The organism is Flavobacterium aestuarii (genome assembly GCF_040049115.1).
In the GTDB taxonomy this organism is placed as follows: domain Bacteria; phylum Bacteroidota; class Bacteroidia; order Flavobacteriales; family Flavobacteriaceae; genus Flavobacterium; species Flavobacterium aestuarii.
Map to the genome: position 1 here is coordinate 83,095 of NZ_JBDLZZ010000010.1, position 25,462 is coordinate 108,556.

Annotated in this window: 23 protein-coding genes, 1 tRNA gene and 1 riboswitch; of the genes, 12 read left to right on the forward strand and 12 right to left on the reverse strand. The window is 34.9% G+C overall.

Annotated elements, in window-relative coordinates:
• Positions 1-3: 3 nt before the first annotated feature.
• On the reverse strand, positions 4-1,146 hold the full coding sequence (locus ABEG11_RS12115; RefSeq protein WP_348824439.1) for an ABC transporter substrate-binding protein: 1,143 nt from the start codon (positions 1,144-1,146) through the stop codon (positions 4-6).
• A gap of 241 nt (positions 1,147-1,387) precedes the next feature.
• Between ABEG11_RS12115 and ABEG11_RS12120 the strand changes: the two genes are divergently transcribed.
• The 6 genes from ABEG11_RS12120 to cobC all read left to right on the forward strand — a co-directional run bounded on the left by ABEG11_RS12120 (position 1,388) and on the right by cobC (position 6,192).
• Positions 1,388-1,750, forward strand: coding sequence for a DUF5522 domain-containing protein (locus ABEG11_RS12120; RefSeq protein WP_348824440.1), 363 nt, complete (start codon positions 1,388-1,390; stop codon positions 1,748-1,750).
• A gap of 40 nt (positions 1,751-1,790) precedes the next feature.
• Positions 1,791-2,300 (forward strand): bifunctional adenosylcobinamide kinase/adenosylcobinamide-phosphate guanylyltransferase, encoded by a 510-nt coding sequence (gene cobU, locus ABEG11_RS12125; RefSeq protein ID WP_348824441.1) that lies wholly within the window; start codon positions 1,791-1,793, stop codon positions 2,298-2,300.
• A 92-nt stretch (positions 2,301-2,392) separates the two neighbouring features.
• Positions 2,393-4,084 (forward strand): nicotinate-nucleotide--dimethylbenzimidazole phosphoribosyltransferase, encoded by a 1,692-nt coding sequence (gene cobT / locus ABEG11_RS12130; RefSeq protein WP_348824442.1) that lies wholly within the window; start codon positions 2,393-2,395, stop codon positions 4,082-4,084.
• Positions 4,085-4,398: 314 nt separating this feature from the next.
• The gene (gene tnpA, locus ABEG11_RS12135) at positions 4,399-4,839 is read left to right on the forward strand and encodes an IS200/IS605 family transposase (protein ID WP_348824443.1); all 441 of its coding nucleotides are present in this window, start codon (positions 4,399-4,401) and stop codon (positions 4,837-4,839) included.
• 34 nt (positions 4,840-4,873) lie between these two features.
• A complete protein-coding gene (locus ABEG11_RS12140) occupies positions 4,874-5,671 on the forward strand; it encodes an adenosylcobinamide-GDP ribazoletransferase (protein WP_348824444.1) in 798 nt (265 codons plus the stop codon).
• Entirely contained in the window at positions 5,656-6,192 is a 537-nt protein-coding gene (gene cobC / locus ABEG11_RS12145; RefSeq protein ID WP_348824445.1) for an alpha-ribazole phosphatase, read from the forward strand. Before ABEG11_RS12140 ends, cobC begins: the two co-directional genes overlap by 16 nt.
• A 210-nt stretch (positions 6,193-6,402) precedes the next feature.
• On the opposite strand, the gene ABEG11_RS12150 is transcribed toward cobC, so the two are convergent.
• A complete protein-coding gene (locus ABEG11_RS12150) occupies positions 6,403-6,615 on the reverse strand; it encodes a DUF2683 family protein (protein ID WP_348824446.1) in 213 nt (70 codons plus the stop codon).
• Positions 6,616-6,679: 64 nt separating this feature from the next.
• Positions 6,680-6,943, forward strand: a riboswitch (cobalamin riboswitch).
• A gap of 31 nt (positions 6,944-6,974) precedes the next feature.
• Between ABEG11_RS12150 and ABEG11_RS12155 the strand changes: the two genes are divergently transcribed.
• Together ABEG11_RS12155 and ABEG11_RS12160 are read left to right on the forward strand one after the other, a co-directional pair.
• A complete protein-coding gene (locus tag ABEG11_RS12155; RefSeq protein WP_348824447.1) occupies positions 6,975-8,828 on the forward strand; it encodes a TonB-dependent receptor plug domain-containing protein in 1,854 nt (617 codons plus the stop codon).
• Positions 8,829-8,832: 4 nt separating this feature from the next.
• Positions 8,833-9,906 (forward strand): YncE family protein, encoded by a 1,074-nt coding sequence (locus ABEG11_RS12160; protein WP_348824448.1) that lies wholly within the window; start codon positions 8,833-8,835, stop codon positions 9,904-9,906.
• 267 nt (positions 9,907-10,173) lie between these two features.
• On the opposite strand, the gene ABEG11_RS12165 is transcribed toward ABEG11_RS12160, so the two are convergent.
• A complete protein-coding gene (locus tag ABEG11_RS12165) occupies positions 10,174-11,631 on the reverse strand; it encodes a GFO_1087 family putative carboxy terminal peptidase (protein WP_348824449.1) in 1,458 nt (485 codons plus the stop codon).
• 121 nt (positions 11,632-11,752) lie between these two features.
• Here ABEG11_RS12165 and ABEG11_RS12170 point away from each other — a divergent pair, with 121 nt between their 5' ends.
• The 4 genes from ABEG11_RS12170 to ABEG11_RS12185 all read left to right on the forward strand — a co-directional run bounded on the left by ABEG11_RS12170 (position 11,753) and on the right by ABEG11_RS12185 (position 13,978).
• A complete protein-coding gene (locus tag ABEG11_RS12170; protein ID WP_348824450.1) occupies positions 11,753-12,262 on the forward strand; it encodes a GFO_1088 family ECF-type sigma factor in 510 nt (169 codons plus the stop codon).
• Positions 12,249-12,704 carry a PG0215 family putative anti-sigma factor gene (locus ABEG11_RS12175; protein WP_348824451.1) on the forward strand — a complete coding sequence of 152 codons (456 nt, stop codon included), beginning with the start codon at positions 12,249-12,251 and terminating at the stop codon, positions 12,702-12,704. The genes ABEG11_RS12170 and ABEG11_RS12175 overlap by 14 nt, the downstream gene beginning before the upstream one ends.
• A 205-nt stretch (positions 12,705-12,909) precedes the next feature.
• Positions 12,910-13,437 carry a GFO_1090 family protein gene (locus ABEG11_RS12180; protein WP_348824452.1) on the forward strand — a complete coding sequence of 176 codons (528 nt, stop codon included), beginning with the start codon at positions 12,910-12,912 and terminating at the stop codon, positions 13,435-13,437.
• A gap of 1 nt (position 13,438) precedes the next feature.
• On the forward strand, positions 13,439-13,978 hold the full coding sequence (locus ABEG11_RS12185; RefSeq protein WP_348824453.1) for a GFO_1091 family lipoprotein: 540 nt from the start codon (positions 13,439-13,441) through the stop codon (positions 13,976-13,978).
• Positions 13,979-14,027: 49 nt separating this feature from the next.
• Here the strand turns inward: ABEG11_RS12185 and ABEG11_RS12190 are convergent, their stop codons facing one another.
• The 9 genes from ABEG11_RS12190 to ABEG11_RS12230 form a co-directional block, all read right to left on the reverse strand.
• A complete protein-coding gene (locus ABEG11_RS12190) occupies positions 14,028-14,654 on the reverse strand; it encodes a nucleotidyltransferase family protein (protein ID WP_348824454.1) in 627 nt (208 codons plus the stop codon).
• Positions 14,644-15,405 (reverse strand): xanthine dehydrogenase accessory protein XdhC, encoded by a 762-nt coding sequence (gene xdhC, locus ABEG11_RS12195; RefSeq protein WP_348824455.1) that lies wholly within the window; start codon positions 15,403-15,405, stop codon positions 14,644-14,646. Before xdhC ends, ABEG11_RS12190 begins: the two co-directional genes overlap by 11 nt.
• 174 nt (positions 15,406-15,579) lie before the next feature.
• Positions 15,580-17,763 carry a xanthine dehydrogenase family protein molybdopterin-binding subunit gene (locus ABEG11_RS12200; RefSeq protein ID WP_348824456.1) on the reverse strand — a complete coding sequence of 728 codons (2,184 nt, stop codon included), beginning with the start codon at positions 17,761-17,763 and terminating at the stop codon, positions 15,580-15,582.
• 2 nt (positions 17,764-17,765) lie between these two features.
• Positions 17,766-18,224: a (2Fe-2S)-binding protein gene (locus ABEG11_RS12205; RefSeq protein WP_348824457.1), complete on the reverse strand. Its 459-nt coding sequence runs from the start codon at positions 18,222-18,224 to the stop codon at positions 17,766-17,768.
• Between the two features lie 383 nt (positions 18,225-18,607).
• The gene (locus ABEG11_RS12210) at positions 18,608-19,300 is read right to left on the reverse strand and encodes a DUF5020 family protein (RefSeq protein ID WP_348824458.1); all 693 of its coding nucleotides are present in this window, start codon (positions 19,298-19,300) and stop codon (positions 18,608-18,610) included.
• A 27-nt stretch (positions 19,301-19,327) separates the two neighbouring features.
• Entirely contained in the window at positions 19,328-20,629 is a 1,302-nt protein-coding gene (locus ABEG11_RS12215) for an NCS2 family permease (protein ID WP_348824459.1), read from the reverse strand.
• 582 nt (positions 20,630-21,211) lie between these two features.
• Positions 21,212-21,994: a GLPGLI family protein gene (locus ABEG11_RS12220; RefSeq protein ID WP_348824460.1), complete on the reverse strand. Its 783-nt coding sequence runs from the start codon at positions 21,992-21,994 to the stop codon at positions 21,212-21,214.
• A gap of 4 nt (positions 21,995-21,998) precedes the next feature.
• Positions 21,999-24,800 (reverse strand): outer membrane beta-barrel family protein, encoded by a 2,802-nt coding sequence (locus tag ABEG11_RS12225; protein ID WP_348824461.1) that lies wholly within the window; start codon positions 24,798-24,800, stop codon positions 21,999-22,001.
• 538 nt (positions 24,801-25,338) lie between these two features.
• Positions 25,339-25,421 (reverse strand) — tRNA-Leu (locus ABEG11_RS12230).
• Positions 25,422-25,462: the final 41 nt, after the last annotated feature.

Consider the following 25,462-nt stretch of genomic DNA (forward strand, 5'->3'; position numbering starts at 1 on the left):
TGATTAATTCAGTTTTGTCGCAAAAGTAAATGTATAATCGGGAAGCAAATCAGGGTGAAAAATTTTGATATAATCTTTCAAAACCAAATCCGGTCGGGCAGGGGATAATTCATAAAAAACCGTACCGCCGGTAGCTCCCAATTTTTCTTCAAAAGTATAAATAGTTTTATTTGCGAAAGCATCAAACTGACTATAATGCGGGTTGGCTTTTCCTAGTTCCGACAACGATTTGAACGAACCTGTAGTAATCCAAAAGTTAGCCGATTTTGCTTTGTCCAATATATTTTCAAAAGACAATCCAAGACTTCCCGTACCTTCAAGATTTTTCCAAATATAATCTGCTTTGGCATCTTTCATAAACTGGGCAACCCAACTGCTTCCTCTGGCTACAAACCATTGGTCTTGGTACATCGAACCATACAAAACTGTCGAAGTTGGTTTTTTATCGGCAACCAAAGCCAAAGCATTATTGTATTCTTTTACAATGTTTTCAAATAAAGCATCGGCTTCTTTTTCTTTCCCAAATAAAGCTCCGTAAAGTTTCAGCCATTCTGCTTTTCCAAGGGGGGATTGCTCCATCCAATCGGCCTGAATAAGAACTTTTAAACCGCTTTTTTGTAAATTTTCAATGCTTGGATTGTTGTTGTCAATACCAAAAGTGACAATAAGTTCCGGTGACAATTCAATCAGCTGTTCTATATTGAGTTTTTCGTTTTGCCCCACATTTTTAACGGAACCGGCATCGATTAAGGCTCTTGTTTTTTCGGACGAAATATAATCGGTATGTGGGAATCCAACCAATGATTTTTCGACACCCAACATTTCCAAAAACGGAATATTTGTGGTCGAAGTCACTACAATAGATTTCAACGGAACGGAAATTTCAGGGTATTTTTTTAGGCTATCCGGAACAATTCCATCTTTTTCTTTTAGAATATAAGTAAAATCTTTAACCGCATCCGGCCAAGGATTCGAGACAGTTACCACAGTATAACCGTTGTGTTTGTGGATGGCTAAACTTTTGGCATATTGAATGCTATTTGCGGTATTGACATCATTTTGAATCTCAGTTTTATCATTTTTTTTGCATCCGATAAATGAAAAAAGAATGACCAATAAAATAACTTTGTAGAACGAAAATCGCATATTGTTTTTTTTACAGGATTATTCTGTTAATAATAATTTTGACACGAATTGCACTAATTTACACTAATTCAAAAACGAAAATTTAGGGTAATTTTATAAAAAAATAATTAAACATATAATTTGTGCAAATTGGTGAAATTCGTGTTTAATTTAGACAATGTTAGGGCAAAGGTATATTTAATTTATAAATTTCCTGCTTGGTTTTTGAAGTAAAAATTAAGACAAACGCTATCTTTACAAAATGAATGTTATAAAAGAGAAGCATTGTTCGGCCTGTCAAAAGCCCTTTAATTGTGGAGATACTCCTCAAGGTGAAACGTGTTGGTGCAATGATTTTCCACCCATTTTCAATCCTTTTGATATTGATGATTGTCTTTGTCCGACTTGTTTCAAAAAAGCCTGTTCCGATAAAATAGACGAGTTCGTAGCGACTATAACTCCCGAAACGGCTGTAGGAAACAAAGCTTCAAAATTGCCGGAATCGATTCATATAATTGAGGGAATTGATTATTATTTTGAAGACGGAAACTATGTTTTTAAGCCTTGGTTTCATCTCAAACGAGGATATTGCTGTAAAAGCGATTGTACGCATTGTCCTTATTGATTGTAACCATTAACCACAAACGATTAACAATAAACATTACATGATTTACTTAATAACAGGCGGTGAGCGTTCAGGAAAAAGCAGTTATGCCGAGAATTTGGCCAAAGAATTATCTGAAAAACCAATGTATGTGGCAACTGCTAGAAAGTGGGACGAGGATTTCCAAAAGCGCATTGACCGCCATCAAAAAGACCGTGACGGACGTTGGGAGAATATAGAAAAGGAAAAACATTTGAGCGAAATTGATTTCTCGGGAAAAGTTGCGATTGTGGATTGCGTCACACTTTGGCTGACGAATTTTTTTGTCGATACCAAAAATGACGTTGCTTTAAGTTTGGAACAAGCCAAAGCCGAATTGGACGCTATTGCCAAACAGGAAGATGCAACTATCATCATCGTGACCAACGAAATAGGAATGGGAGTTCATGCCGATACACACATAGGGAGGAAATTCACGGAACTTCAGGGTTGGATGAACCAATACATCGCCCAAAAAGCCGAAACCGTTGTATTGATGATTTCCGGAATTCCGGTAAAAATAAAAGGATAGATTTTATAAATTTGGGCGTTCCCCAATCCCGATAGCCATCGGGACGCCACAATAGGATGTCGCTTCCATCCCTAACGCAAATACTGCACATAATGACATTAGATGAAATCATAAAATCCCGTAGAGACACTCGTCATTTTACACAAGATGAAGTGCCGGATGAAGTAATCCAAAGAGCACTTCAAGCGGGACATCATGCTCCTTCAGTAGGTTTGACTGATGCCACAAGATATTATTTAATCAAATCGGAGGACATCAAAAAAGCGGTAAAAGAACTTTTTTTGGATTACGATCACAAGGCATCAAACTTAACCGATGATGAATTACAAAAAAAACAATACCAAGCTTTAAAACTCGAAGCCATCGAAGAAGCTCCTCTTGGATTGGTGATTTGTTACGATCGTTCGGTGTTGAATCAGTTTACGATTGGGACTGTAGGAAGCAATGAAGCAATAAAGTTTAGTGCCGTTAGTGCGTCCCAAAATATTTGGCTGTCATTAACGGAACAAGGCTATTCGATGGGTTGGGTTTCGATTCTGAATTATTACCAATTCAAACAACTTTTGGGATTGCCCGAACATATTGAGCCTTTGGGCTATTTCTGTGTTGGCAAACCCGCCACCGATTATGGTAATCAGCCGATGTTACAGCAACTCAATTGGAAACAAAAAGCTGAAAAGCCAATTGTTGAGGAGATTTTGGTTTCAACGCCCGAGCCATTGCGAGGAGTTGCGAGGAACGAAGCAAAGCAATCGCACTACAATTTAGAACCAATTACTTCTGAAATAAGTAAAGCACTACAGCAAAAAATAGACAATAAAACCAAACCCACAGGCTCGCTCGGCGTTTTGGAAACTTTGGCAAAGCAAATCGGAACTGTTTTCCAAACATTGGAACCTCAAATTACAAAACCGCACATAGCAGTTTTTGCCGGTGATCACGGAATTGCAAATCATGGAGTAAGTGCCTACCCGCAAGATGTTACCCGACAAATGGTGACTAATTTTTTAGAAGGTGGAGCAGGAATAAATGTGTTTTGCAGACAAAATAATATCGAGTTAACAATAGTTGATGCGGGAGTTAATTATGATTTTCCACCAAATGCAAAGTTGGTCTCTGCCAAAGTTGGGAAAGGAACACAATCGTTTTTACATGGTTCCGCTATGAGTGAAACCGAATTGGATTTGTGTTTTGCTAAAGGAAAGCAAATTGTGAATTCGGTTTTTGAAACGGGTTGTAACTGTATCGGTTTTGGCGAAATGGGAATTGGGAATACTTCCACGGCTTCCGTTTTGATGAGTATTCTTTTGGATTTACCAATAGAAGATTGTGTTGGGACAGGAACAGGCGTTGTTGATGAAAAGCTGATTCAGAAACAAAATATTCTAAAAAAAGCCATCCAAAATTATAACGGGGCAAATGATCTGCAAAGCAAATTGGCCTATTTCGGAGGATTTGAAATTATGCAAATGGCTGGTGGAATGCTTCAGGCAAAGGAAAATAATATGCTTATTCTTGTGGATGGTTTTATTTGTACGGTCGCTTTTTTAATAGCCTATCAAATGAATCCATCAGTTAAAGATAATGCGATATTCTGTCATTCATCAGCAGAGAAAGGACATCAAAAAATATTGGATTATTTGGGTGTAAAGGCATTGTTGCAATTGGATTTGCGTTTGGGAGAGGGGACAGGTTGTGCTATAGCATTTCCAATTATTCAATCTGCGGTTTGTTTTTTGAATGAAATGGCGAGTTTTGAATCGGCAGGTGTTAGTAAAAAATAATTACAGTTATTTTGGCTAAAGCCAATTTGAGCAAATGCTAATCTAGTTCCTCCAGATGAATCTGGAGGCAATTCAAAATAGAATTTCTAATTGAGGGAAATGTTTTAAAGTGATTAGTTTTTGGATAAATCTGGAGGCAATTGAAATTTGTTTTTCATTAGGATGAATTTTGAAGAGAAGATAATTTTAGAGAATCTGGGGAGAATTGAGAGCATCAAAATATTGAATTGCCAATAGCTTTAGCTATTGGATACAAAATTTTGATTTCTAATTGGCTTTAGCCAAAATTTATAAAGAATTTTAAAAACATATATATGCCATTTGTAAAAGTTTATATTCATTGTGTTTGGAGTACTAAAAACAGAATTCCCTATTTAAATTCAATTGAATTACGCCAAAAAGTTTGGAACCATATAAGAGAAAATGCGATTCAAAAAGGAATTTTCATTGATTTTATAAACGGATATTCGGATCATTGTCATTGTTTGATTTCTTTGGGAGTGGATCAAAATATTCAGAAAGTTATGCAACTTATAAAAGGGGAATCTTCTTTTTGGATTAACAAAAATGAATTGATTAAAGAAAAATTTCAGTGGCAGGATGAATATTTTGCAGTTTCGGTTTCGGAATCGGTTATTGATAAAGTTAGAACTTATATCAAAAACCAAGAGGAGCATCATAAAAGGAAAACATTTCAAGAGGAATACGATGAATTTATTCTAAAATTTGGGTTTAAAAAGATTGATGATAAATGAATTTGAATAATTAAATCGTTTTATTGAATAAAGTATGAAAAAACAATTACACATATTTTTCACGGCATTAATGTTTTACACCCGAATTCCGTGTCCAAAAAACATCGATCATAATCCCGAATATTTAAACAAAGCTTCCCGATATTTTCCGCTGATTGGCTGGATTGTTGGTGGAATTTCATTCGTGGTTCATTATTTATCGGCTATTTTATTTTCTGATGAAATTGCTGTAATACTTTCGATTATTGCAGGAATTTTAACAACAGGTGCTTTTCACGAAGATGGTTTTGCCGATGTCTGCGATGGTTTTGGAGGAGGCTGGACAAAGGAAAAAATCCTTTTGATAATGAAGGACAGTGCCATTGGAGCGTATGGAGCGATTGGTGTAGTTTTGTTGTTCTTGCTGAAATTTCAAGCGATTTTAAGTGTTGTTTCAAAATCTGAAATCGTTAATCTGCAGTCTGTAATCTGCAATCTTTTGCTCTTTGTTTCCGCTCATTCGGTAAGCCGTCTTTCCGCTATTTCAATTGTTTTTACTCACGAATATTCGAGGGAAGATACATCGAGCAAAAGCAAACCCATTGCTCAGAATTTTTCTTGGAAAGAAGTAGTTGGAGCTTTCTTTTTTGGGTTGTTGCCACTTATGATTTTGTCATTTTTTCAATGGCAAATGTTGTTGGCTTTACTACCTGTTTTTATAGCTCGATTTTTTCTTGCACGTTATTTTCAAAAATGGATTGACGGTTATACCGGAGATTGTTTGGGCGCGACACAACAAGTGTGTGAAGTGGTTTTTTATCTGTCAATTATTGCGATATGGAAGTTTATTTAGTCCGCCACACCGAAACGGTTTGCGAAAAAGGAATCTGCTATGGTCAGAGCGATGTTGGAATTCGTGAGCCTTATGATGTGATTTTTGAAACCATTTTGAGCCAATTGCCACAGGAAGCGGTTTTGTATTGCAGTCCATTGCAACGTTGTGTGGTTTTGGCGAAACATATTCAGGAGAATATTTTGGCTGATTCAATTACTGAGGATTCACGATTGATGGAAATGCATTTTGGGGATTGGGAATTGCAAAGTTGGAATGCTATTCCGCAGGAAATTTTAAATCCGTGGATGGAAGATTTCGTAAATGTTCGGGTTCCCAATGGGGAATCTTTTGTTGATTTGAATGAAAGAGTTTTAGATTTTCTAGAAAATGAATTGGCAAAAAAATGGGATAAACCGTTAATTATTGTGGCACATGCCGGAGTTATCCGAAGTGTTTTATGTAAAGTAAATAATCTTCCTTTGCAGGAAGCTTTTAAATCAAAATTGGATTTTGGAGCTGTTGTAAAAATTGAAATTTAAACATTTGACTTTTTAGTAATGACCTTTCAAAGAGTGAATTAAAATAACGCTGTCCTTTTCAAGTACTTCATATACTAACCTATGTTCGAGATTAATTTTCATAAGGAGTTTCCTGAATGGACTCTAAAATCTGTTTGATTTTCTTTAAAATGATTTGATTATTTGTCTTTTTAAAATAATCCAAATCGGATTTAGATTTTGGAACGAAGATTATTTCCATATATCATCTAGATCAATCTTGATACCTTTTCCAGCTTTGTAATCTTCTCTATTTTCTTCAACCATCGCCACAAAATCAGGATCATAAGGGCTTTCAGATGAATCATTCGGTTGATTTTCAAACTTTATTTTCAATGCTTCAAGAAAAGCTTTGACTACTTTTTTTTCCTCATTGTTTTTAGGATGTACGATTAAAGTTTCCATAATGAAATTGTTTATAACAAATATAAAAAATAAAACTCTAGGATTTGTAAATTCATTTCTGCTATATTTGCACCCGAATTAAGGTTGTGCTTTTACTTTTTGTGAAAGCACATTAAAAGGGAATTAGGTTCAAAACCTAAGCTGTTCCCGCAACTGTAAGCTACAAAGCTTGTTGTTATCTACTACGCCACTGTTTGAAAGTGGAATTTTAGAAGTTAGATTTTAGAAGTGTATTACTTCTTATTTCGAACCTCTAATTTCAAACTTCAGATGGGAAGGCAAACAACAAGACGCAAGCCAGGAGACCTGCCTTCTTTCTTAACAAATATCGAACCTTCGGGAAAAAAGGTTCAGAGATTATGACAGTAAGAAAACTACTTTTTAGCCTTTTTGTATTAATGTGCCAATTCGTTTCGGCACAGAATGACTCTATAAATAATTTAAAGGAAGTTATAGTTTCTGACGCAAATCTTAAAAAATACTCCAATTCACAGTCGGTTTTAAAGCTTAATGATTCCATTATCAATAAAAATGAAGCTTTACTAACTGATTTATTAAACTTCAATTCTACGCTTTATTTCAAGGAATACGGGCGCGGAATGCTTTCGACGGTTTCCTTTAGGGGAACAACTTCGTCCCAAACTGCCGTAATCTGGAACGGAATCAACATTAATTCCCAAATGAATGGAAGCACTGATTTTAATACCATTTCAGGTTCTGACTATAATTCAATCAGCGTAAAAGCTGGTGGAGGAAGTATCATTTACGGCAGTGGCGCAATAGGTGGGACAGTTCATTTGAACAATGATTTGGCTTTTTATAAGCGATTTGATACTAATTTAAAACTGGATTATGGCAGTTTTAACACGATTGGAATTAATTATAAAACCAATATATCCAATGAAAAATGGAGTGCCCAAATTGGATTTTCAAAAAACAGCTCGACCAATGATTATAAATATTTAGATCGATATACCTGGCAAGGTGAACAGCGATGGAACCAGAACGGGCAATACGATATAATTACTGTGAGCGCCAATTTGGGGTATAAACTTAATGACAGAAACATTTTCAAATTATACAGCCAAACCTCTAACACCGACAGAAATACTTCCTTGGTGACGGAGTCTGAAATGAAAAGCAAATACGTTAATGGTTTTAACCGTAATTTATTGGAATATGACGGGAATTTTGGAAGATTTACCACGAATTTAAAAACAGCTTATATTTTTGAAAATTATCAGTATTTCGCCGATAATTCAACCAATGATTATACCTACGGGAAAACGGAAAGTCTGATTGCCAAAGCCGATTTTGGATATGCATTATTTAAATCGACCCAAATAAACGGAATTTTAGATTATAATAGAACCAATGGTTACGGAACTGGTTTTGGCAATCACGTACGCGAAATTAGTTCGGCTTCATTATTGGTAAAACAGGACTTTTCGACTCATTGGAAAAATGAGTTTGGTATTCGAAAAGAATTTACAAACAATTACGAATCACCTGTTTTGTTTTCTTTGGGGTCTTCGTATCAATTTAGCAAACTGTACAATTTGAAATTAAATGTGTCTCGAAATTTCAGAATTCCAACCTTTAATGATTTGTATTGGGAACCAGGAGGAAATCGTGATTTAAAGCCCGAGAGTTCTTATCAGGCGGAGATTGGGAACGTATTTACTTTCAAAAATATTTCGCTGACACAGACTTTTTATTATATCAAAATTAAAGATTTACTGCAGTGGGTTCCGGGAAAAAATGGTATTTGGACTCCAAAAAATCAAGATAAAGTCAACAGTTATGGTGCTGAAACATTACTGGCTTGGACAAAACAATTCGGAAAGAATAATTTTGGAGCCAATGCTTCCTATGCTCACACGGTTTCTGAAGATGCGGCAACCGGAAACCAGCTTTTCTTTGTCCCTTTTAATAAAGTCACCGCTTCGGTTTCGTACTCCCGAAATAAAATAACCGCATATTATCAGTTTTTGTACAATGGTTTTGTTTATACCAGAGCTGATAATAATCCGGATGAAATCATAAACGACTATACAGTTTCCAATCTCGGAATCGACTATGATTTTAAATTCTTGGATTCTTTTAAGCTAGGCTTTCAGGTTTTGAATGTTTTCAATGCAAATTATGAGAGTCTGGAAAACAGACCTATGCCAGGTCGAAATTTCAACATGTATTTAACTTTAAAATTTTAATATTATGAAAATTAGTAAATTACTTTTAATAGCGTTTGGTATTTCGTTATTTGTTTCTTGTTCAAATGACGATGATAACAACGACAACACTCCAAAAGGAGATTATGCCAATGGTTTTTTTATTCTAAATGAAGGAAGTGCTGGTCAGGGAACAGTATCATTTTCCAATGATGATTTCAGTGTTTTTACAAAAGATGCATATACTGCAGTAAATGGAGGTGACCTGCTTGGGAAGTATGCTCAAAATATATTCTTTGGCGGTGACAATGCTTACATTATTGCTGGCGGTTCCAATGTTATAAATGTTGTTAACAGATATACATTTAAGTTAGTAGCTAAAATTGACACAGGACTTAAAAATCCAAGATACGGTGTAATAAAAGATGGTAAAGCGTATGTGACCAATGCGAATACTTATGCACCATATGGAAAACCTGCTGATGATCCAGCGGTAATTACAGGTAATACTGATGATTATGTTGCCGTTATTGATTTGGCAACTAATAAATATGAATCTAAAATTAATGTAAATACAACAGCCAACAGAATTATAGAAAAGAACGGTAAATTATACATTACCGAGCCTTATAGCACTGATAAATTATCGGTTGTAAATATTGCTACAAAAGCGGTTGAAACACCAATAACAATCGGATCAAGTGCAGATACAATGGAAGAAAAAGATGGGATTTTGTATATTTTGAGAGGTCCTTTTGGCAGCAGAAGCGAGATAGTGAAAGTGAAATTATCAGACAAAACAACTTCTACAATTACATTTCCTGAAGCTTTAGATGGAGCAGGATATATGGATATTTACAATGATAAAATTTATTACACAGTGTATAATTCGGTTTACGGAATAAGTACAACTGCTACTGAGGCTTCAACTACACCAATTGTAACAGCTTCTTCGGTTGCTAATTTATATGGATTTGCGGTTAACAATAATCGTATTTACTTGGCAGACAGCGGAGATTATAAAGCAGATAGTAAAGCTTATATTTATAATCTAGCAGGGGTTTTGCAAAAAGAATTAACTGTTGGAATAGGGCCAAACGGATTCTATTTTAATAATTAATACAATGACATATTTGCTTAATAGTTTTAGTACAATACGGTTTTTAAATTAATAGTTGTGGTATTCTATTTTTAATTAACCGTATTAGGATGTTGTTTTTGGAAAAAAAAGAGGCTTTCAGTGATGAAAGCCTTTTTTGATGGTTTGATTTTTAGTTCAATTTTAAATCTAAAAAAAATTAATATTTATTTTATTTTGGATTCATTTTTTCAAATGAATTCGTTGCTGATATTATTATTTTCACCATCATGTTCTGTTGCAACTCTGTTATAAAGATTTTAAGAGACCTTGTGGCGCTTTATCAATATACATCTGATTTTGTCTATTAACTGATTTTGAATCATTAAAATAAAGAAATGGTTTGCCTTTGGTTGTTTTCAGCATTTTAGCATTTCCTGTGATTTTGCCAATGGCTGTACTCAATAAAGGTTCTGAAGCTGTTCCTAGTATACCTAAATTGGCTAAATTTTCTTTTAGAGTATAAGTTGGTAATAGACCATTAAAATAGTCACCATAGTCATTTGCATTTACGATTTTTAAAACAATGGGCTGCATCGCATACCGATGACTTGGATTTCTGTTTTCTTTTCCAAATGTTGGGGAGTCATATATAGTTATTGAACCTACGTTTTTTCCAGTTGTAATGTCACCAATTTGTACTACTTCGGCATAGGGTTTTAATCCATTTATAATCAGTTCGCTAGCCGAAGCTGTGCTTTTTGTGGTTAAAATATACACTTTGCTCAGATTCAATCTATTCAATGGTATTTCAGAGCTGCCAATTGTCATTTTATCAACAAATAAATTTTTTAATGCATCTGGATCTTCCGACTCGAAATAATCATTGATTTTATCATTCCATCTTTCTTTGGAAAATACTTTGCCAGTAGTAGATTCGCCTGTAATCATACTTGCTAATCGAGTAGCAGACTGAATAGAGCCTCCAGAATTGTATCTTAAATCTAAAACTAAATCGGTAACTCCTTTTAGCGAAGCAAAAGCTTCATTTAGCTGTTTGTCATAATTTGGATAAAAGCCATTATACATCAAATAGCCTATTTTATGGCCACCAGTTTCTATGATTTTATTAATTAAAATCGGATTTTCATTCAGAACTGTTTTTGTAAGGTTTACTGATTTTCCGTTAGGAGTAATAGCTCCATTATTAAAATCGGCCAAATTTAGAGTGTAATTTTCAGAGTTCAATAATAAATCCTGATAATTTTTATCTGTAAGCTGTACTCCATTTACTCCGTAAAAAATAGTACCGCGTTGAATATCTTTATCAGAAGCATCAGAATTGGATATTATATAACGAACCCAGCCATAAATTTCATTAGAGCTTGAAGTTTTATAGTAAAGACCAAAATCCACACCATCATTTTTTGTAGTCCCTTGAAGCTCACCTTCTAATTCCAGATAATCACTCACAATCCAGCTGAATCTATCTATTTTTGGATCTACTCTAAGGGCATCAAATAAGTTTTCGGGGTTAGGATATTTTTGCAAAAAAATATTTAAAGCATTTTGGTTTGCAAAACGGTTATCAGCTAAATTCGGTACATCAGCTTGCCATAAATAATATAAATTAAGTCCTTTCCATATAAAGTCATTGACTTCGAGATTGGCTGGTGGCGGAACATCATCCATGTCTTTTTCATCACAACTCTGCAAAATAAAAAAAGCCAGGAATAATAATAAGATAACTTTGAAAGATGTCTTCATATATTGTATGTTGTAGATCTACAACGTAAAAGTACTAACTTTAGTTTAATTTATTTTTTTTTGTAACAAAAATTATTGTGTCTCGTCTTGACTATATAACCAGATTAATATAACCCTATTTATGAACCAAAATGACTTTGTGCTTTTAATCAATCCGTTCAAGGATAAGCTTTTCCGATTGGCAAAGAGATTGCTTGTAAGCACCGAGGAAGCAGAAGATGCAACCCAGGAAGTTTTGGTGAAATTATGGACTAAGAATGAAAATTTAGAAACGTTTAATAGTGTTGAGGCAATGGCAATGACGATGACCAAAAATTATTGTCTGGATCAGCTGAAATCAAAAAGAGCCGGGAATCTAAAAATTGTACATACTAATTTTACAGATGCAGCCCCAGGCTTAGATAAACAAGTTGAAGATACTGATAGTTTAAAATGGATCGAAAAAATTATCAATCAATTGCCAGAACAGCAGCGGTTAATTATTCAGTTAAGAGATATAGAACAATGCGAATTTACTGAAATCGCAAAAATAACAGAGATGAATGAAACTGCCGTTAGAGTGGCACTTTCGAGAGCAAGGAAAACAATTAGGGAATACATGTTAAAAACACACAGTTATGGAGTTCAATAAAATGGAAGCACTTTTAGAAAAATACTTTGAAGGAGAAACAAGTATTGCCGAAGAGAATGAGTTGAAAAACTATTTTTTATCAGCAGATGCTGCGCCACATTTAGAACAATACAAGCCTTTATTTGGGTATTTTGCCGAAGCAAAAAATGATAAATCATCGAAAGATCTGCCACTAATTGCAAAAAGGAAAAATGCAGTCTGGCTCTCAATAGCTGCATCGATTGCTGTCTTGGCTGGAGCTGGAGCCTATTATTTTTATAGTAATGACAGCAGTATAGCAAAACAGAATCAGGAATTAGGGACATATCAAGATCCTAAAAAGGCTTTTGAAGCAACCCAAAAGGCATTGGCTATGTTATCTGCTAATGTAAATGTTGGGGTAGAAGGTGTGCAGTACCTGCAGGAGTATTCAATGATCAAAGAAAAAGTTTTTATTGAATAAGGCACAAATAATATTATAAGGGCGCAGCTTTTTGCGTGAGTGATGGCAGTGGAGCTCTCCCGATTTTTCATCGGGAAGCGGGAACGTACAGCACGACCCGCAGGGACACGCCCAAAATATAATAAAAATAACGCGAGAGTGATTCTAGAGCATTCAAGCACAATTGAGAATTTAAATTTTAAAAACAATCATTAAATCAAATAAAATGAAGAAGTTAATAATAGTATTAGCAGCAGTATTAGTATCAAGTCCGTTTTTTGCACAATCAGCATTCGATAAATTCGACGGCCAGGAGGAAGTAACATCAATTGTTGTAAACAAAAAAATGTTCGAATTGATGAGTAAGGTAAAAGTAGATGTTTCTGATAAAGAAGCACAGCAGTATATGAACCTGATTAAAAAATTGGACAATTTAAAAGTGTTTACGACTCAAAACTCCAAAATTGAGGGAGAAATGAAATTGACAGCCGAGAAATATATCAAAACGGCTGGTTTAGAAGAACTGATGCGTATTAATGATAAAGGCAGAAATGTTAAAATCATGGTAAAATCGGGAGCCAAAGATACTCAGATAAAAGAACTGCTTATGTTTGTTGAAGGAAGCAAAGGGGAAGATACAGTGCTGATGTCATTGACTGGAGATTTTGACCTGAACGAAATTTCAGTATTGACTGATAAAATGAGGATTCCTGGAGGTGACGACTTGAAAAAAGCAACTAAAGGCAAAAAGTAAGATGAAAATCATTGTATTTATAATCACACTGCTTGTGAGCTTAGTCTTCGGCAGCTGTAATTCGGAGCCTACGTTGCAAAAATACTTTGTTGAAAACACTGAGAACAAAGATTTTATTGCCTTAGATATTTCTTCCAATATTCTCGATGTGGATAAAGCTAAATTGACTGCAGCTCAAAGCGAAGCACTGCAGTCTTTTGATAAGATAAATGTTTTGGCTTTTAAATTAAATGACAAGAACAAATCGCAATTCGAGACGGAACGGGCTAAAGTAAATCTGATCCTAAAAGATCCAAAGTACCAGCAGCTGATGAAGTTTAGCTCAGGCAAGCAAGGAGCATCTGTAACCTATGTGGGATCAGATGATCATATCAATGAATTTGTGTTTTTTGCCAATAAAAATGATGCAGGTTTTGCAATTGTCAGAGTGTTAGGAAAAGATATGAATCCTACCAATATTATGAATATGATTTCGGTTTTGAAAGAATCCAAAATTGATATGGAACAGCTAAAACCATTACAGGAATTGATTAAGAAATAAGCCTGAATTTAATTTATGAAAAGCATCTCGATAATTTGAGATGCTTTTTTTATGTTTTAGAAAATTCAGCCCAATCTTCTGTAGTATTTAAATTTTTTAGGATAGAAGAATCGGTTACACTAATTGTTGTAATTTCTGCAGGATTTGTTTTTTTGATTTCAAAATCCAAACGGCTGTTTTTATCCGCTGGGTTTAGCTGAAGCAATAGCTTCCAAAAGTCAGAATGTAATTTTATAGGATGCCCATTTTTGCCTTCAAAATTTGGAAGCACAATTTGATTCTGGGTTTCGATAATAATCTGTAATTCGGCGGAATTTAATATTGGAGTATCAATAGGGTTTAGCAATACTGTTTTGTTTTTTGGGATGTGCTGTAAAACGCTTTGAAGGGTAGAAAAAGAACCCAGCTCTGGATTTTTGTTGATGACAGTTCTAATCTGGATTCCTTTATAAATCACAAACTCTGATTGTGCTTGTTTTAGCAAAGGTATTTTGTCTATGTATTCTTGAAAATAATATCCTAATCCAATATAAACTTCGTTTACTGCTGCTGTCGAAATGCGTTCAATTTGTTCCAGAATCCAGTAGCTGTTATTGTATGGAAGCAATCCTTTTGCAATACCCATCCTTTCGGATTTGCCTCCTGCCAATAATATAAATGCAGTGTCATTTCTCATAATAAGCTTTGAGTAATTCTGAGGCGATGCTTATGGCAATTTCTTTTGGAGAATTACCGCCAAGATCTAATCCGATAGGGCAGTGGACTGGTGAGATTCCTGCTTTAAAGTTTAATTCATTTATCAGCATATTGTTGAATTTGTTTTTCTTGGTTTTGCTTCCAATTAAGCCGATATATTTTGTTTTTTCATGCAGTGCCAAAGCCGTAATTTCAAAATCGAGCCTGTGATCGTGGGTCAGTATGACCACGTAGCAGTTTGGTCCCCAATTGACAGTCTGCTTATACAGGTCAAAAGGAACATCACTATAATTAACTGCCGGGTCAATTGCAATAGTTTCTTTCCAGTTTTCCCTGGTATCTAGAAGCGTTATTGAAAAAGGAGTATCTTTTAAAACCTGACAGATAGCCACGCCGATGTGTCCAGCTCCAAAGATGTATAATTCAGGGGATTGATTCATGGGTTCAATAATTAATTCTACTTTTCCGCCACAGCACTGTTCAAATTCTGGTCCCAGCGTGTAAGTGCATTCTAAAATTTTGTTTTCCCTGATAGATCGGACTGCTTCATCGATTACCTGAAATTCTAATTTTCCGCCACCAATGGTTCCAAAAAAATCTTTTTGCGGTGTCACAATCATTCTGGAGCATATTCTGCAGGGAGCGGAGCCTAGAATTTTAGTAATAGTAACTAATGCTGCAGGCTTTTTTTGGGCTTTAAATTCCTGTAATAGTTCAATCCAGTTGTTCATTAATATAAATATTCGTTTTAATTTTTTTATATGACTATCGTTAACTAATACCAAGCAGATCGAATTAGCCACAGATTAAAAAGATTTACACAGATTTTTTAAAAAACAGTAATGAAATCTGTGTAATCAGTGGCGAAAAAAATACATGGTATTTTTGCGGACAGTCATGTTTTTTTATACTAAATCATAATCGCTCAAAGGCAAATTGTAATATCGTTTTCCAGTTAGCTTAAATATCGCATTAATGATGGCGGGGGCAATTACAGGAACGCCAGGTTCACCCACTCCGGTTGGCTTATCAGTACTTTCAATAATTTCCACGTGAACTTTTGGAATTTCATTCATACGGATCATTCGGTAGTCACTATAGCTGTTTTGTTCGATGGCTCCATCCTTGGCAGTTATTTTTCCGTAATAGGCAATAGACATTCCAAAAATTGCAGCGCCTTCCAATTGTGATGTGATTGTATTTTTATTAACTGCTGTACCGCAGTCAATAACTGTGTATATATTGTGAACTTTTACTTTGTCATCTACAATTGATACTTCTGCTACCGATGCTACATACGAATAAAAGCTGTAATGAACAGCTAAGCCACAAGCATGTCCTTTTGGCAAAGGTTTATCCCAATTTGCATTTTTTGCAGCGCGTTTCAAAACATTTTTTAGGCGTGCAGTATCATATTTCATAGGATCTCTGGTGTCTTCGATGCGGTCACTTCCTATTAATTTAAGCCTGAAATCAAGCGGATCCTGCTTAGCGGCATAAGCCAGTTCATCGGCAAAAACATTGATAGAAAAACCATGAAGAATATTAATAACAGATCGCATCCAGCCAATTCGGACCATAGCAGGAGCCTGTCCCGACTCAACTTTGAAATTCTTTATATCAAAAGGAACATCAGCAGCACTGCCAGCTTCCCATCCTGCTGGATATTCAGTTCCAGGACTGAAAGTAGACATGATAGATGGAAACGCCGATCGATGCAGCCAGCCCGTAACATTGCCCTGTGCATCCAATGATGCTTTCATGTATTGTGCACTTACCGTGTGATAATAACCATGTTTAATGTCATCTTCTCTTGTCCATACTACCTGAACTGGAGCGTTGATGGCTTTTGAAATCATAACTGCTTCTACAATAAAATCGGGTTTTGATTTTCGGCCAAAACCACCTCCTAAGAAAGTAACATTCAGCGTGACTTTATCAATAGTACATCCCAGATATGCGGCCACTTCGTCTCGGGCATCTTGCGGAGACTGTGTAGGTGCCCATACTTCGCAGCTGTCTCCTTGAACCCAAGCCACCGCATTGGGAACTTCCATTGGAGCATGCGCTAAATGAGGCAATTGAAAAGTGCTTTCAACAATTTTTGCTGCTTCACTGAAAGCTTTGGTTACATCTCCAGTTTCTTTTTCAACTTTTCCATTTGTATGAACTCTTTCTGTTAACTCAGACATATATTTTTCTGAATCATAGCCTTCGTTTTTGCCATAATTCCATTTAATTTCCAGCGCTTCTTTTCCTTTAAACGCTGCCCAGGTATTAGTCGCAATAACTGCAATACCTCCCAATGGGCCAAAAGGTTTGTCAATTCTTAGGATTTCAATGACATTCTCTACGCCTTTAATTTTCATTGCGGCCGTTTTATCGAATGACTTAACGGTACCAAAAGCTACAGGACATCGCGCTATAGCAACGACTTTCATATTGGGTAAACGCTTGTCGATTCCGAAAACAGCACTCCCGTTTGCAAAATCTTTTACATCTATGCTTTTCAGGTTTTTACCAATGTATTTAAAATCTTTTGGGTTTTTATAAATAATATTGGTTGGGACAGGCAAGGTTGTTACAATATCAACCAATTCTCCAAAACCAATTTTTTTTCCACTGGAATGAGTAATAAAGTGGTTCTGAGCGATGCATTCACTTTCATTAACCTGCCACTTTTTTGCGGCAGCGGTTATCAGCATCATTCGGGTCATTGCCCCCATTTTTCGCATAACATCATAAAAACCCACTATGCTTCGGGAACCATCTGTGTTCTGGTCACCATATTTAGCATCGCCAACGGCCTGCTTGACCGAAACTTTATTCCAGTCAGCTTCCATTTCATCTGCTACGACTGAGGTTAATGACGTACGCACTCCATTGCCCATTTCAGAGCGTGAAGCAACTATGATAAGGCTTCCATCTGAATTTAATTGTACAAATAGATTCGGGTTGAATTCCGTCAGGCTTCCTGTTATTGCATCACTAGCAAGTAAATTATAATTACACCCCAGTATTAATCCACCCGATGCCAATCCTATGTTTCTGATGAAAACTCTGCGGCTTACATTTTGAATATCACTCATGACTAGCGTTTGTTTTTAAGTTCTACAGTGTGTTTAATGGCGTTTTTAATACGCTGATAAGTACCACAACGGCAAATATTACCGCTCATAGCATCATCGATATCAGTATCAGAAGGGTTTTTGTTAGAATTGAGCAGAGAAGCAGCCGTGATTAGTTGTCCAGGCTGGCAATAGCCACATTGTGGTACATTGAATTCCTCCCAGGCTTTCTGCAGTAATTGTAAATTTTCAGAAGTTCCTTCAATAGTAGTAATGCTTTTGCCTACAGCCATCGAAACTGGTGTCAAGCAGGAATATGCGGCAACATTGTCTACCAGCACTTTGCAGGCACCACAAGCGCCAATGCCACATCCAAATTTAGTACCCGTAAGTCCAATGATATCTCTAATAGCCCAGAGCAAAGGCATTTCGGGATCAACATCGATTGTATGCTTCTTTTTGTTTATGAGCAGTGTAGTCATCAGATTCATTTTTACAATTAGGAAGTTGAAAGTTATAACTTTTTTTATTATTTATTGGTTACAACTTACCCGAAAACTTTTCGTCCAAATGCATTTGCCTTTGAGATTTTAAAAGAACTGCTCCAAATTACACAAACTGATTCGTGAAATTTTTTGTGATTTATAACGGCAGGGGATGAAACTTCTTGATTTTAAGCCTGTCATAAAACCATGCAGTTCAAGCGTGTAGGGGTTTTTATGATTTAGAATTTTATAGCTAAAAATAAAAGCAAAATTACTGAGCCTCGTTTGTTTACTGCTTTGTGCTGCAATGAAGTTTTATACAAAAAAAAGGCAATAAGAAATTTAATCCTATTGCCTTATAGTATTTATAAAGAAAAAATTTAGAATGCGTATTTTGCCATAACAGTTGGGAATACTTCAAATTCTTCTGATGGAAGAAAGTTATTGCTGATTTCGATTTCTGAACCGAGAGAGAAGCTTTTGCTGAAATTATAGAGGAATTGTGGTTCGGTCAATAAAATTGCTTTTTTGCTCGAACCATCAGCTCTATCTTCAGACCAGAAATCGAGAAACCCTCTTATCGTTACTTTATTGTTAAATAAGTTTTGGAACCAGACAGCGGTAAATTGCCCGTCGATTCCAGATGATCCATGTGTGTTTTTGTATAAATAACTTGTGTTCAGTGTGAAATTTCCGATTTTGATAGGGAAGCCTAAACCAGCCAAATAAGCACGATTAATTGGAAAACCAAGCGGATTCTCTGGGCTGTTTTCTTTGTCATCGGTCATTAAAAAACCGTCATTATATTCAATATGAAAATTAAGCCCATTGATAAAATCATTTGGGATATTAAATTTCCGGGCAATTTCGAAGTAAGCCAGATTGGCTGAATCGCTGCGTCCGAAGTTGAAATCAGTAAAGAAAAATGTGCTTCCCAGTTTGTCTGGCTTAAAAAATTCGAATGTAAAAGTTGTATACTGCCTTTCGGGTAAAAAATCATAATGGAGCTGTGCTTCCTGTGCTTTGGCGCAATAAGAAAATAAAAGAGCTAATAATAAATGCTTAATTTTCATAAAATTGATAGATTTTAGAATTTAAAGTTAGTGCATTTGTGAAATGATGATTTCCAATATTGAGAAGAGTCCAATTCCCCACATGATTGGATGAACCTTGTCTGTATTTTTCGTTGCAAGACATAAAATAACATAGGATGAAAAACCGTATGCAATTCCAGAACTGATACTATAAGTCAACGGCATTAAAATTAAGGTCAGAAAAGTAGGTACGGCGATATAAAGTTCTGTGAAATTAATTTTAGCTAAGTGTTTTGCCATAAAAATTCCAACCAGAATAAGTGCTGGAGCTGTGGCATAAGCAGGAACGATTCCGATTACAGGTGCGAAGAACATGGCAAGAAAGAATAAGCCAGCTGTAAAAACAGAGCTCAATCCAGTTCTGGCGCCATTGGCAATCCCTGCTGCCGATTCTATATAAGTCACAGTACTGCTGGTTCCTAAAACACCACTGAAAGCTGTCGCAACAGCATCGGCTTCCAGGACTTTTTTGATGTGAGGCATCTTTCCTTCTTTATTAATCAGTCCTGCTTCCATAGAACAGGCAATAGCGGTTCCTATCGAGTCAAATAGATTTACGAACAAGAAAGAAAATATAGGAGCAATGAAAGTGATTTTTAGGACTGATAAAATTTCTAATTGACCAAAGACTGGTGCTATGGATGGAGGTGTGCTTATTAATTCTGCAGGCATTTTTATAGAGTCGTCAAAAATAAAGCCAAGAACAGTTGCTGTCAGAATTCCAATCAGGATAGAACCTTTTACTTTTCGGATTTCCAAAAACACAGTGATAATGAAAGCGATCAGTCCAATGACCACTGCCGGAGTAAATTTACCTAGACCTACCAAAGTGGCAGGATTGGCAACGATGAGCCCCATTTGTTTAAAGCCAATAAAAGCGATAAACAGTCCGATACCAGCACCAATTGCGACTCGGAGCGATTCGGGTATGGCATCGACTATTTTGTGGCGGATTCCGAGAATCGAAATAAGAACAAAAACTATTCCTGACAGAGTAACCACGCCCAGTGCCTGCTGCCATGTGGCGCCGTCGCTCATTACAAGTGTGAAGGCAAACATTGCGTTGAGTCCCATTCCAGGAGCCATTGCAAAAGGAACATTTGCCCAAAGACCAACCAAAAGGGTTCCTACAATTGCAGCGATGCAGGTAACACTAATAAGTGCCGCCTTGTCCATTCCTGCTGCCGAAAGGATATTGGGATTTACAAAAATGATATAGGCCATTGTTAAAAAAGTAACAGTTCCGCCAATGGCTTCCTGTTTGAAAGAAGTGTTTCTTTCCCGAAGTTTGAAAATTTTGTCTAGCATTATTGTGCTGTTTACTGGTTAATTTTTAGTCGGATTAAATCACTAGATAATAATTGTATGTAAGCTAATTATGAAATTAAAAATATTAAATGAATTGAAAAATTCAAATAAGGAAACATTCATAAAGAAAGATGCAGTCAAATTCTTTTTTTTTCTAAAAGAAGTCTCCAAGTAAAATTACACTATTTTAATTAGTGCTTAATTACAAGGAAGAACTATTGATTTTAAATGCGGAACAAAATTATTTGGTTTTAGCACAAATAGAGATGATAAAAATCATAAGATTAAGAAAAATCCAGAATTTGTGTACTATATAAAGAGATGAGTTTTATTAAAATAGAAAAACCTCTGCCAGTACAGAGGTTTACGATTAATATGGTCTAAATTAGTGACCTTGAAGGTACAGAATTCGAACCTTTTATATTTATTAATGATTTTTGTAGATCTATTGCCTTCCGTTATATTTGTTCTGATAAATGCAATTCTTGAATTCTCTACTAAGCTGGCTCCATTGATATATTATGGAAGTCTCAGGAACCATTTAGATTAGTCTTTGCGTATGAAATAAGTTTTATTAGCTAGTTATAAAGAGTAGGCTTGTAATGTTTTTCTTGCCCATTTTCCCCAGTCTTTCAAGGCATCCAAAAGTATTTTGTTTAGTCCTTTATTGTCAGTAGGTTTACCTTTAATTGGCGGGGCTAAATCTTTGTCAGAAACTGGAATTTCTGTAACTTTTGTAGCGAACCAAGTCATATTTTCATGTGGCATGGCCAATCCTAAAATTGTTCCGGGTAATCCTGTAAAAGATTCAGGACCGCCAGCAAATGGAATTTGAATAGTGTAATAGGCAACAACATAAACAGAATCGAGAACTATAGCATTTGCTCTGCGGCATTCATAACCTGCAATTTCTCTTGTTTCATCGGTAATTTTCCAATCAATTTTGCGTAAACTGTCTTTGACTAAGTATAAATCGTCATAAACGTTTTTTTGTGTAATACTGGTTTTTGTATCAAGATCTGTGGCGATAATATTTTTTAAATTAGCCATTGCATCATCACCAATCCAGCTGTTATTTGCTGACTGATTGGTTTCATCCCATTTGTATAAACTCTTGTTTTTTGAAAAACTGAGAATGCTTTTTGTAGTTTTAAATTGTGGATTGGTTTTTTTATAACTTTCAAAAGCAGCTTGATAATAACTATCAGTTTCTCCTTTTATTTTTTTTGTAATCAAAGCATACATATTCGATTTTTTTTCAAATTCGATTACGCCATTTTGTACAAAGTGCTGATTTTGTGAAAAAGTATTGCAGCTTGTCAATACGATTATTAAAATTAAGATGCGATTTATTATTGTTTTCATGGTTTTAGTTTTGTTTAATTTCTCCTCCGCCCATTTTGCTGAAATCCCAGCTTACAGAGAACATAAAGTATCTTTGGATAGTGGTATAAGTACTTTGGTTGATGTTTCCATTATATGCCGAACGATTAAATCCAACATTTTGATTCAAAAGATCTCTTCCTGTTATAGAAACTCTTAAATTATCTGATTTTAAGAATTTTTTGGTGATAGAAGCATTCCAGATAAAACGTTCAAAGGTTTCCTGAATCACTTGCGTTTTTCCATTATATTGATAATTACCATCTGTGCTAATTTCTAGCTTTAAAGGTAAATGTACACTAGACCAGAAATTTCCAATAAATCCCCAGCCATTACTATCACTATTTTCGTTGATGCTTGCATTAGCAACGTTGTAAGTGGGTCCGAAGTAGGCACTAAAATTGTATTTTTTTTCTTTCTGCTTTGAAAATTCTAAATTAAAGGTATAAGTTGAATTTTTAGTTTGATTTAGCTGTGTATTGATGTAATTATAGTTTACATTTTTACTGGCACTTAAACCAATTCCTGCTGTCATGTCTATGGCTTTGATTGTTTTTCCAAAAACACTACTCAAAGAATAACCTGTTGTAGCTTTGTTGTCTAGGTTAATAAATTGAGAAATACTTTGTCCTCTATCATTTGTAACCACATTACTTACTATTGGATTTAGCGTAAAATTATACGATCCACCAACCGAAAAATATTGATTGCTAAGCACTTTGTATGAATAATAATTACCTCTAAAATTATTTCTAAAAGATGGATCTAAATTAGGATTACCTAAAATCGTATTTAATGGGTTTTGATTATTTGCTATCGGTTGTATTTGTTCTAATGTTGGCTGATCTGTGTTTCCGTTATATGATAGACGTAATGATTCTCTTTGTTTAAAATTATATTGATAGTTTATCTGAGGCATGTAGTTGATAAATTTTCGCTTAAAAGAACTATCTCTATAAACATCATATTGCTTAAAGTTTACACCGCTAAATTTAGAACCAAAAGAAAAAACAGTTTTGTTTTTTTTGTAGTTAAAAATCGCTCCAATTTGGTTTATCGTTTGGTCTAATTCATAATTATTACTAAAGATGGGATCCAAAATACTATAGTCGCCATTTGAAGATTGGTTAAAAGATTTACGATCAGATTTTCCGTTGCTAAAGTTGAATCCATAATTAAGAACTACAGTAAGGCTCTTGGATAAAGGTTCGGTATAAATCAAATTTGATTTAAAAGCTGTATTGCGAATATTGTTGACTTTGTTTTGATTGACTATTTTGGTACTATCGGGAACAATTACAGCTGGTGTAAAAAATTCAGCTATAGAGTTTAAATAACCATCACTTTTGCTATCAGAACTTGATTGGTTTAAATTAAGAGAGAATGTTCGGCCTGTTTTTTTAAGTCTTTTAGTCAATAATGTGTTTATATTAAATACTTTATCATCTACATCGTTTGTAGTTGTCTGCTTCAAATTATTCAATTGGTTACCTTGTTCGTCAGTACCTTTTCGCATTTCTGCATCACTTGAATTACTTTTTTTAAATAATCCATCTACATTTAATTTTAAAGTTAAAGTAGTATCAATTTTAATTTCATAAGCAAGGTCAAGTTTGTTTTTAGTCATGTTTTTCTCAAAACTCTTGTCTGAAGTATTATAAATGCTGCTGGAACTTAAATTCTGCTGGTTAATATCATTGCGGTCTCCTGAAAGTTTGATATCGCCAATTTTATAATTTATATTGATAGATTCTTTATCGCTGTTCCATTTATTGTCAAAATGTATGCCACCAGTTTGAGCTGTTGGAATTCCTTCACCATTAAATTGTCCGTCCCAACTGTCCAATTCATCATTTCCATTGTTTGAAAAATAAATACCTCCGTCATCAGTTACTTGATAACTGCTTTGGCCATATTTATCTTTATCTCCCCATCCTAATCCTACTTGTCCTGTGTTGCCAAAAATACCATAAGCTGCTAATTTTTTCTTATCCCAAAATTTATTAATCATGGCTTGGCCTTTGTAAAAATTATCAGTTCCTCCTCCAAGTTCTACTTTCCCAAAATGACCATTTTTTTTATCTTCTTTAAGTTTAACATTCAGCGTTTTGGTTTTCTGGCCATCATCAATTCCTGTAAAAGCGGCTTGATCACTTTTTTTGTCATACAATTGTACTTTATCAACCATGTCCGCACGTAGATTTTTTGTAACTAAAGTGGGATCATCACCAAAAAATTCTTCACCATCAACCAAAACTTTGGTTACAGTTTCGCCTTGGGCGGTAATTTTTCCATCCTTATCAATTTGTATTCCTGGGAATTGTTTTATCAGATCTTCCACTTTTGCATTAGGTTCTATTTTAAATGCTTTTGGATCAAATTCTAATGTGTCTCCTTTGATTTTCATGGCGGCTCTATTGCCTTTTATAATTACTTCGGATAGTAATCTTCCTTTGTCAGCCAAATTAATTTTACCATAATCTTGGATTAACTTTGTGGAATCAACAGAAAATTGATCTACAAAATCAGCATATTTGGGATAAGAAATCAGTAAAATAAATTTGCCGGCTTTAATATTATTCAACTCAAAAGAACCATTTTCTTTAGCTCTGGTAAATTTTACTAAAATAGAATCTTGGGCTCTTAACAAAGAGACTGAGGCGTTGGTTAAAGTAGAATTGTTTATGGTATCTGTTACATATCCTTTAACTGTGCCTGATATTTGTGCCTGTAAAGTATTTGATAAAAAAAGAAAGCAGCATACAAATAATAGAATTGTTTGTCTCATTAATTGGTTGTGTTTTTTTGGAAAGAGACATTATAGATCGATTCTATTTTTGAGAAATAGAAATAAAATGCTCTTGTTGTATAATTTGTTTTTGAAAAGCAAGATTGTAGATTCTAAAATAGAAATTGAAATAGTATCTTTTCATACTGTTTTACTGAATTATAGTGACTTGATTTTATGAAATTCATATTTTTTTGCGAGGTTTAGGTTGTTAGGGGTGTACATTTTAAAAACTATTTTTAATTAATGGTTGTTACTGCAATAGTTAAATAAATATAGTTGAAAAAATAAATTAAAAATACTACAATATTAATAAAGACTTTACTTTTATTATCATAATTAATTATTAATATTTAGAATCATGTTTTTTTGCTTAAGCTGATCTTAGATGGAGGTTTATCTTAGATTCTTGAATAGAGGTTTATTCTAATGTATAATTTATTAAATAAAAAAACGCTCTGGATTAGAACGTTTTTTTTAAATGTGTAGCAAATGTGCAGCAAAATTATTGTAAAGTCAATAAAATAGATGCTATTTGTGACCATGGAGGGATTTGAACCCTCACGCTCTTGCGAGCACCACCCCCTCAAGATGGCGAGTCTACCGTTTCTCCACATGGCCGAAAACAGATAGAGACGTTGCAAGCAACGTCTCTATGTTTT

Coding starts and splice junctions, on each gene's coding strand:
- ABEG11_RS12160 (WP_348824448.1), top strand. CDS start 8,833: ATGAAAATTAGTAAATTACTTTTAATAGCGTTTGGTATTTCGTTATTT.
- ABEG11_RS12115 (WP_348824439.1), bottom strand. CDS start 1,146: ATGCGATTTTCGTTCTACAAAGTTATTTTATTGGTCATTCTTTTTTCA.
- ABEG11_RS12140 (WP_348824444.1), top strand. CDS start 4,874: ATGAAAAAACAATTACACATATTTTTCACGGCATTAATGTTTTACACC.
- ABEG11_RS12205 (WP_348824457.1), bottom strand. CDS start 18,224: ATGACTACACTGCTCATAAACAAAAAGAAGCATACAATCGATGTTGAT.
- ABEG11_RS12175 (WP_348824451.1), top strand. CDS start 12,249: ATGGAGTTCAATAAAATGGAAGCACTTTTAGAAAAATACTTTGAAGGA.
- ABEG11_RS12170 (WP_348824450.1), top strand. CDS start 11,753: ATGAACCAAAATGACTTTGTGCTTTTAATCAATCCGTTCAAGGATAAG.
- ABEG11_RS12185 (WP_348824453.1), top strand. CDS start 13,439: ATGAAAATCATTGTATTTATAATCACACTGCTTGTGAGCTTAGTCTTC.
- ABEG11_RS12150 (WP_348824446.1), bottom strand. CDS start 6,615: ATGGAAACTTTAATCGTACATCCTAAAAACAATGAGGAAAAAAAAGTA.
- ABEG11_RS12165 (WP_348824449.1), bottom strand. CDS start 11,631: ATGAAGACATCTTTCAAAGTTATCTTATTATTATTCCTGGCTTTTTTT.
- cobT (WP_348824442.1), top strand. CDS start 2,393: ATGACATTAGATGAAATCATAAAATCCCGTAGAGACACTCGTCATTTT.
- ABEG11_RS12220 (WP_348824460.1), bottom strand. CDS start 21,994: ATGAAAACAATAATAAATCGCATCTTAATTTTAATAATCGTATTGACA.
- ABEG11_RS12215 (WP_348824459.1), bottom strand. CDS start 20,629: ATGCTAGACAAAATTTTCAAACTTCGGGAAAGAAACACTTCTTTCAAA.
- ABEG11_RS12210 (WP_348824458.1), bottom strand. CDS start 19,300: ATGAAAATTAAGCATTTATTATTAGCTCTTTTATTTTCTTATTGCGCC.
- xdhC (WP_348824455.1), bottom strand. CDS start 15,405: ATGAACAACTGGATTGAACTATTACAGGAATTTAAAGCCCAAAAAAAG.
- ABEG11_RS12180 (WP_348824452.1), top strand. CDS start 12,910: ATGAAGAAGTTAATAATAGTATTAGCAGCAGTATTAGTATCAAGTCCG.
- cobU (WP_348824441.1), top strand. CDS start 1,791: ATGATTTACTTAATAACAGGCGGTGAGCGTTCAGGAAAAAGCAGTTAT.
- tnpA (WP_348824443.1), top strand. CDS start 4,399: ATGCCATTTGTAAAAGTTTATATTCATTGTGTTTGGAGTACTAAAAAC.
- cobC (WP_348824445.1), top strand. CDS start 5,656: ATGGAAGTTTATTTAGTCCGCCACACCGAAACGGTTTGCGAAAAAGGA.
- ABEG11_RS12190 (WP_348824454.1), bottom strand. CDS start 14,654: ATGAGAAATGACACTGCATTTATATTATTGGCAGGAGGCAAATCCGAA.
- ABEG11_RS12200 (WP_348824456.1), bottom strand. CDS start 17,763: ATGAGTGATATTCAAAATGTAAGCCGCAGAGTTTTCATCAGAAACATA.
- ABEG11_RS12225 (WP_348824461.1), bottom strand. CDS start 24,800: ATGAGACAAACAATTCTATTATTTGTATGCTGCTTTCTTTTTTTATCA.
- ABEG11_RS12120 (WP_348824440.1), top strand. CDS start 1,388: ATGAATGTTATAAAAGAGAAGCATTGTTCGGCCTGTCAAAAGCCCTTT.
- ABEG11_RS12155 (WP_348824447.1), top strand. CDS start 6,975: ATGACAGTAAGAAAACTACTTTTTAGCCTTTTTGTATTAATGTGCCAA.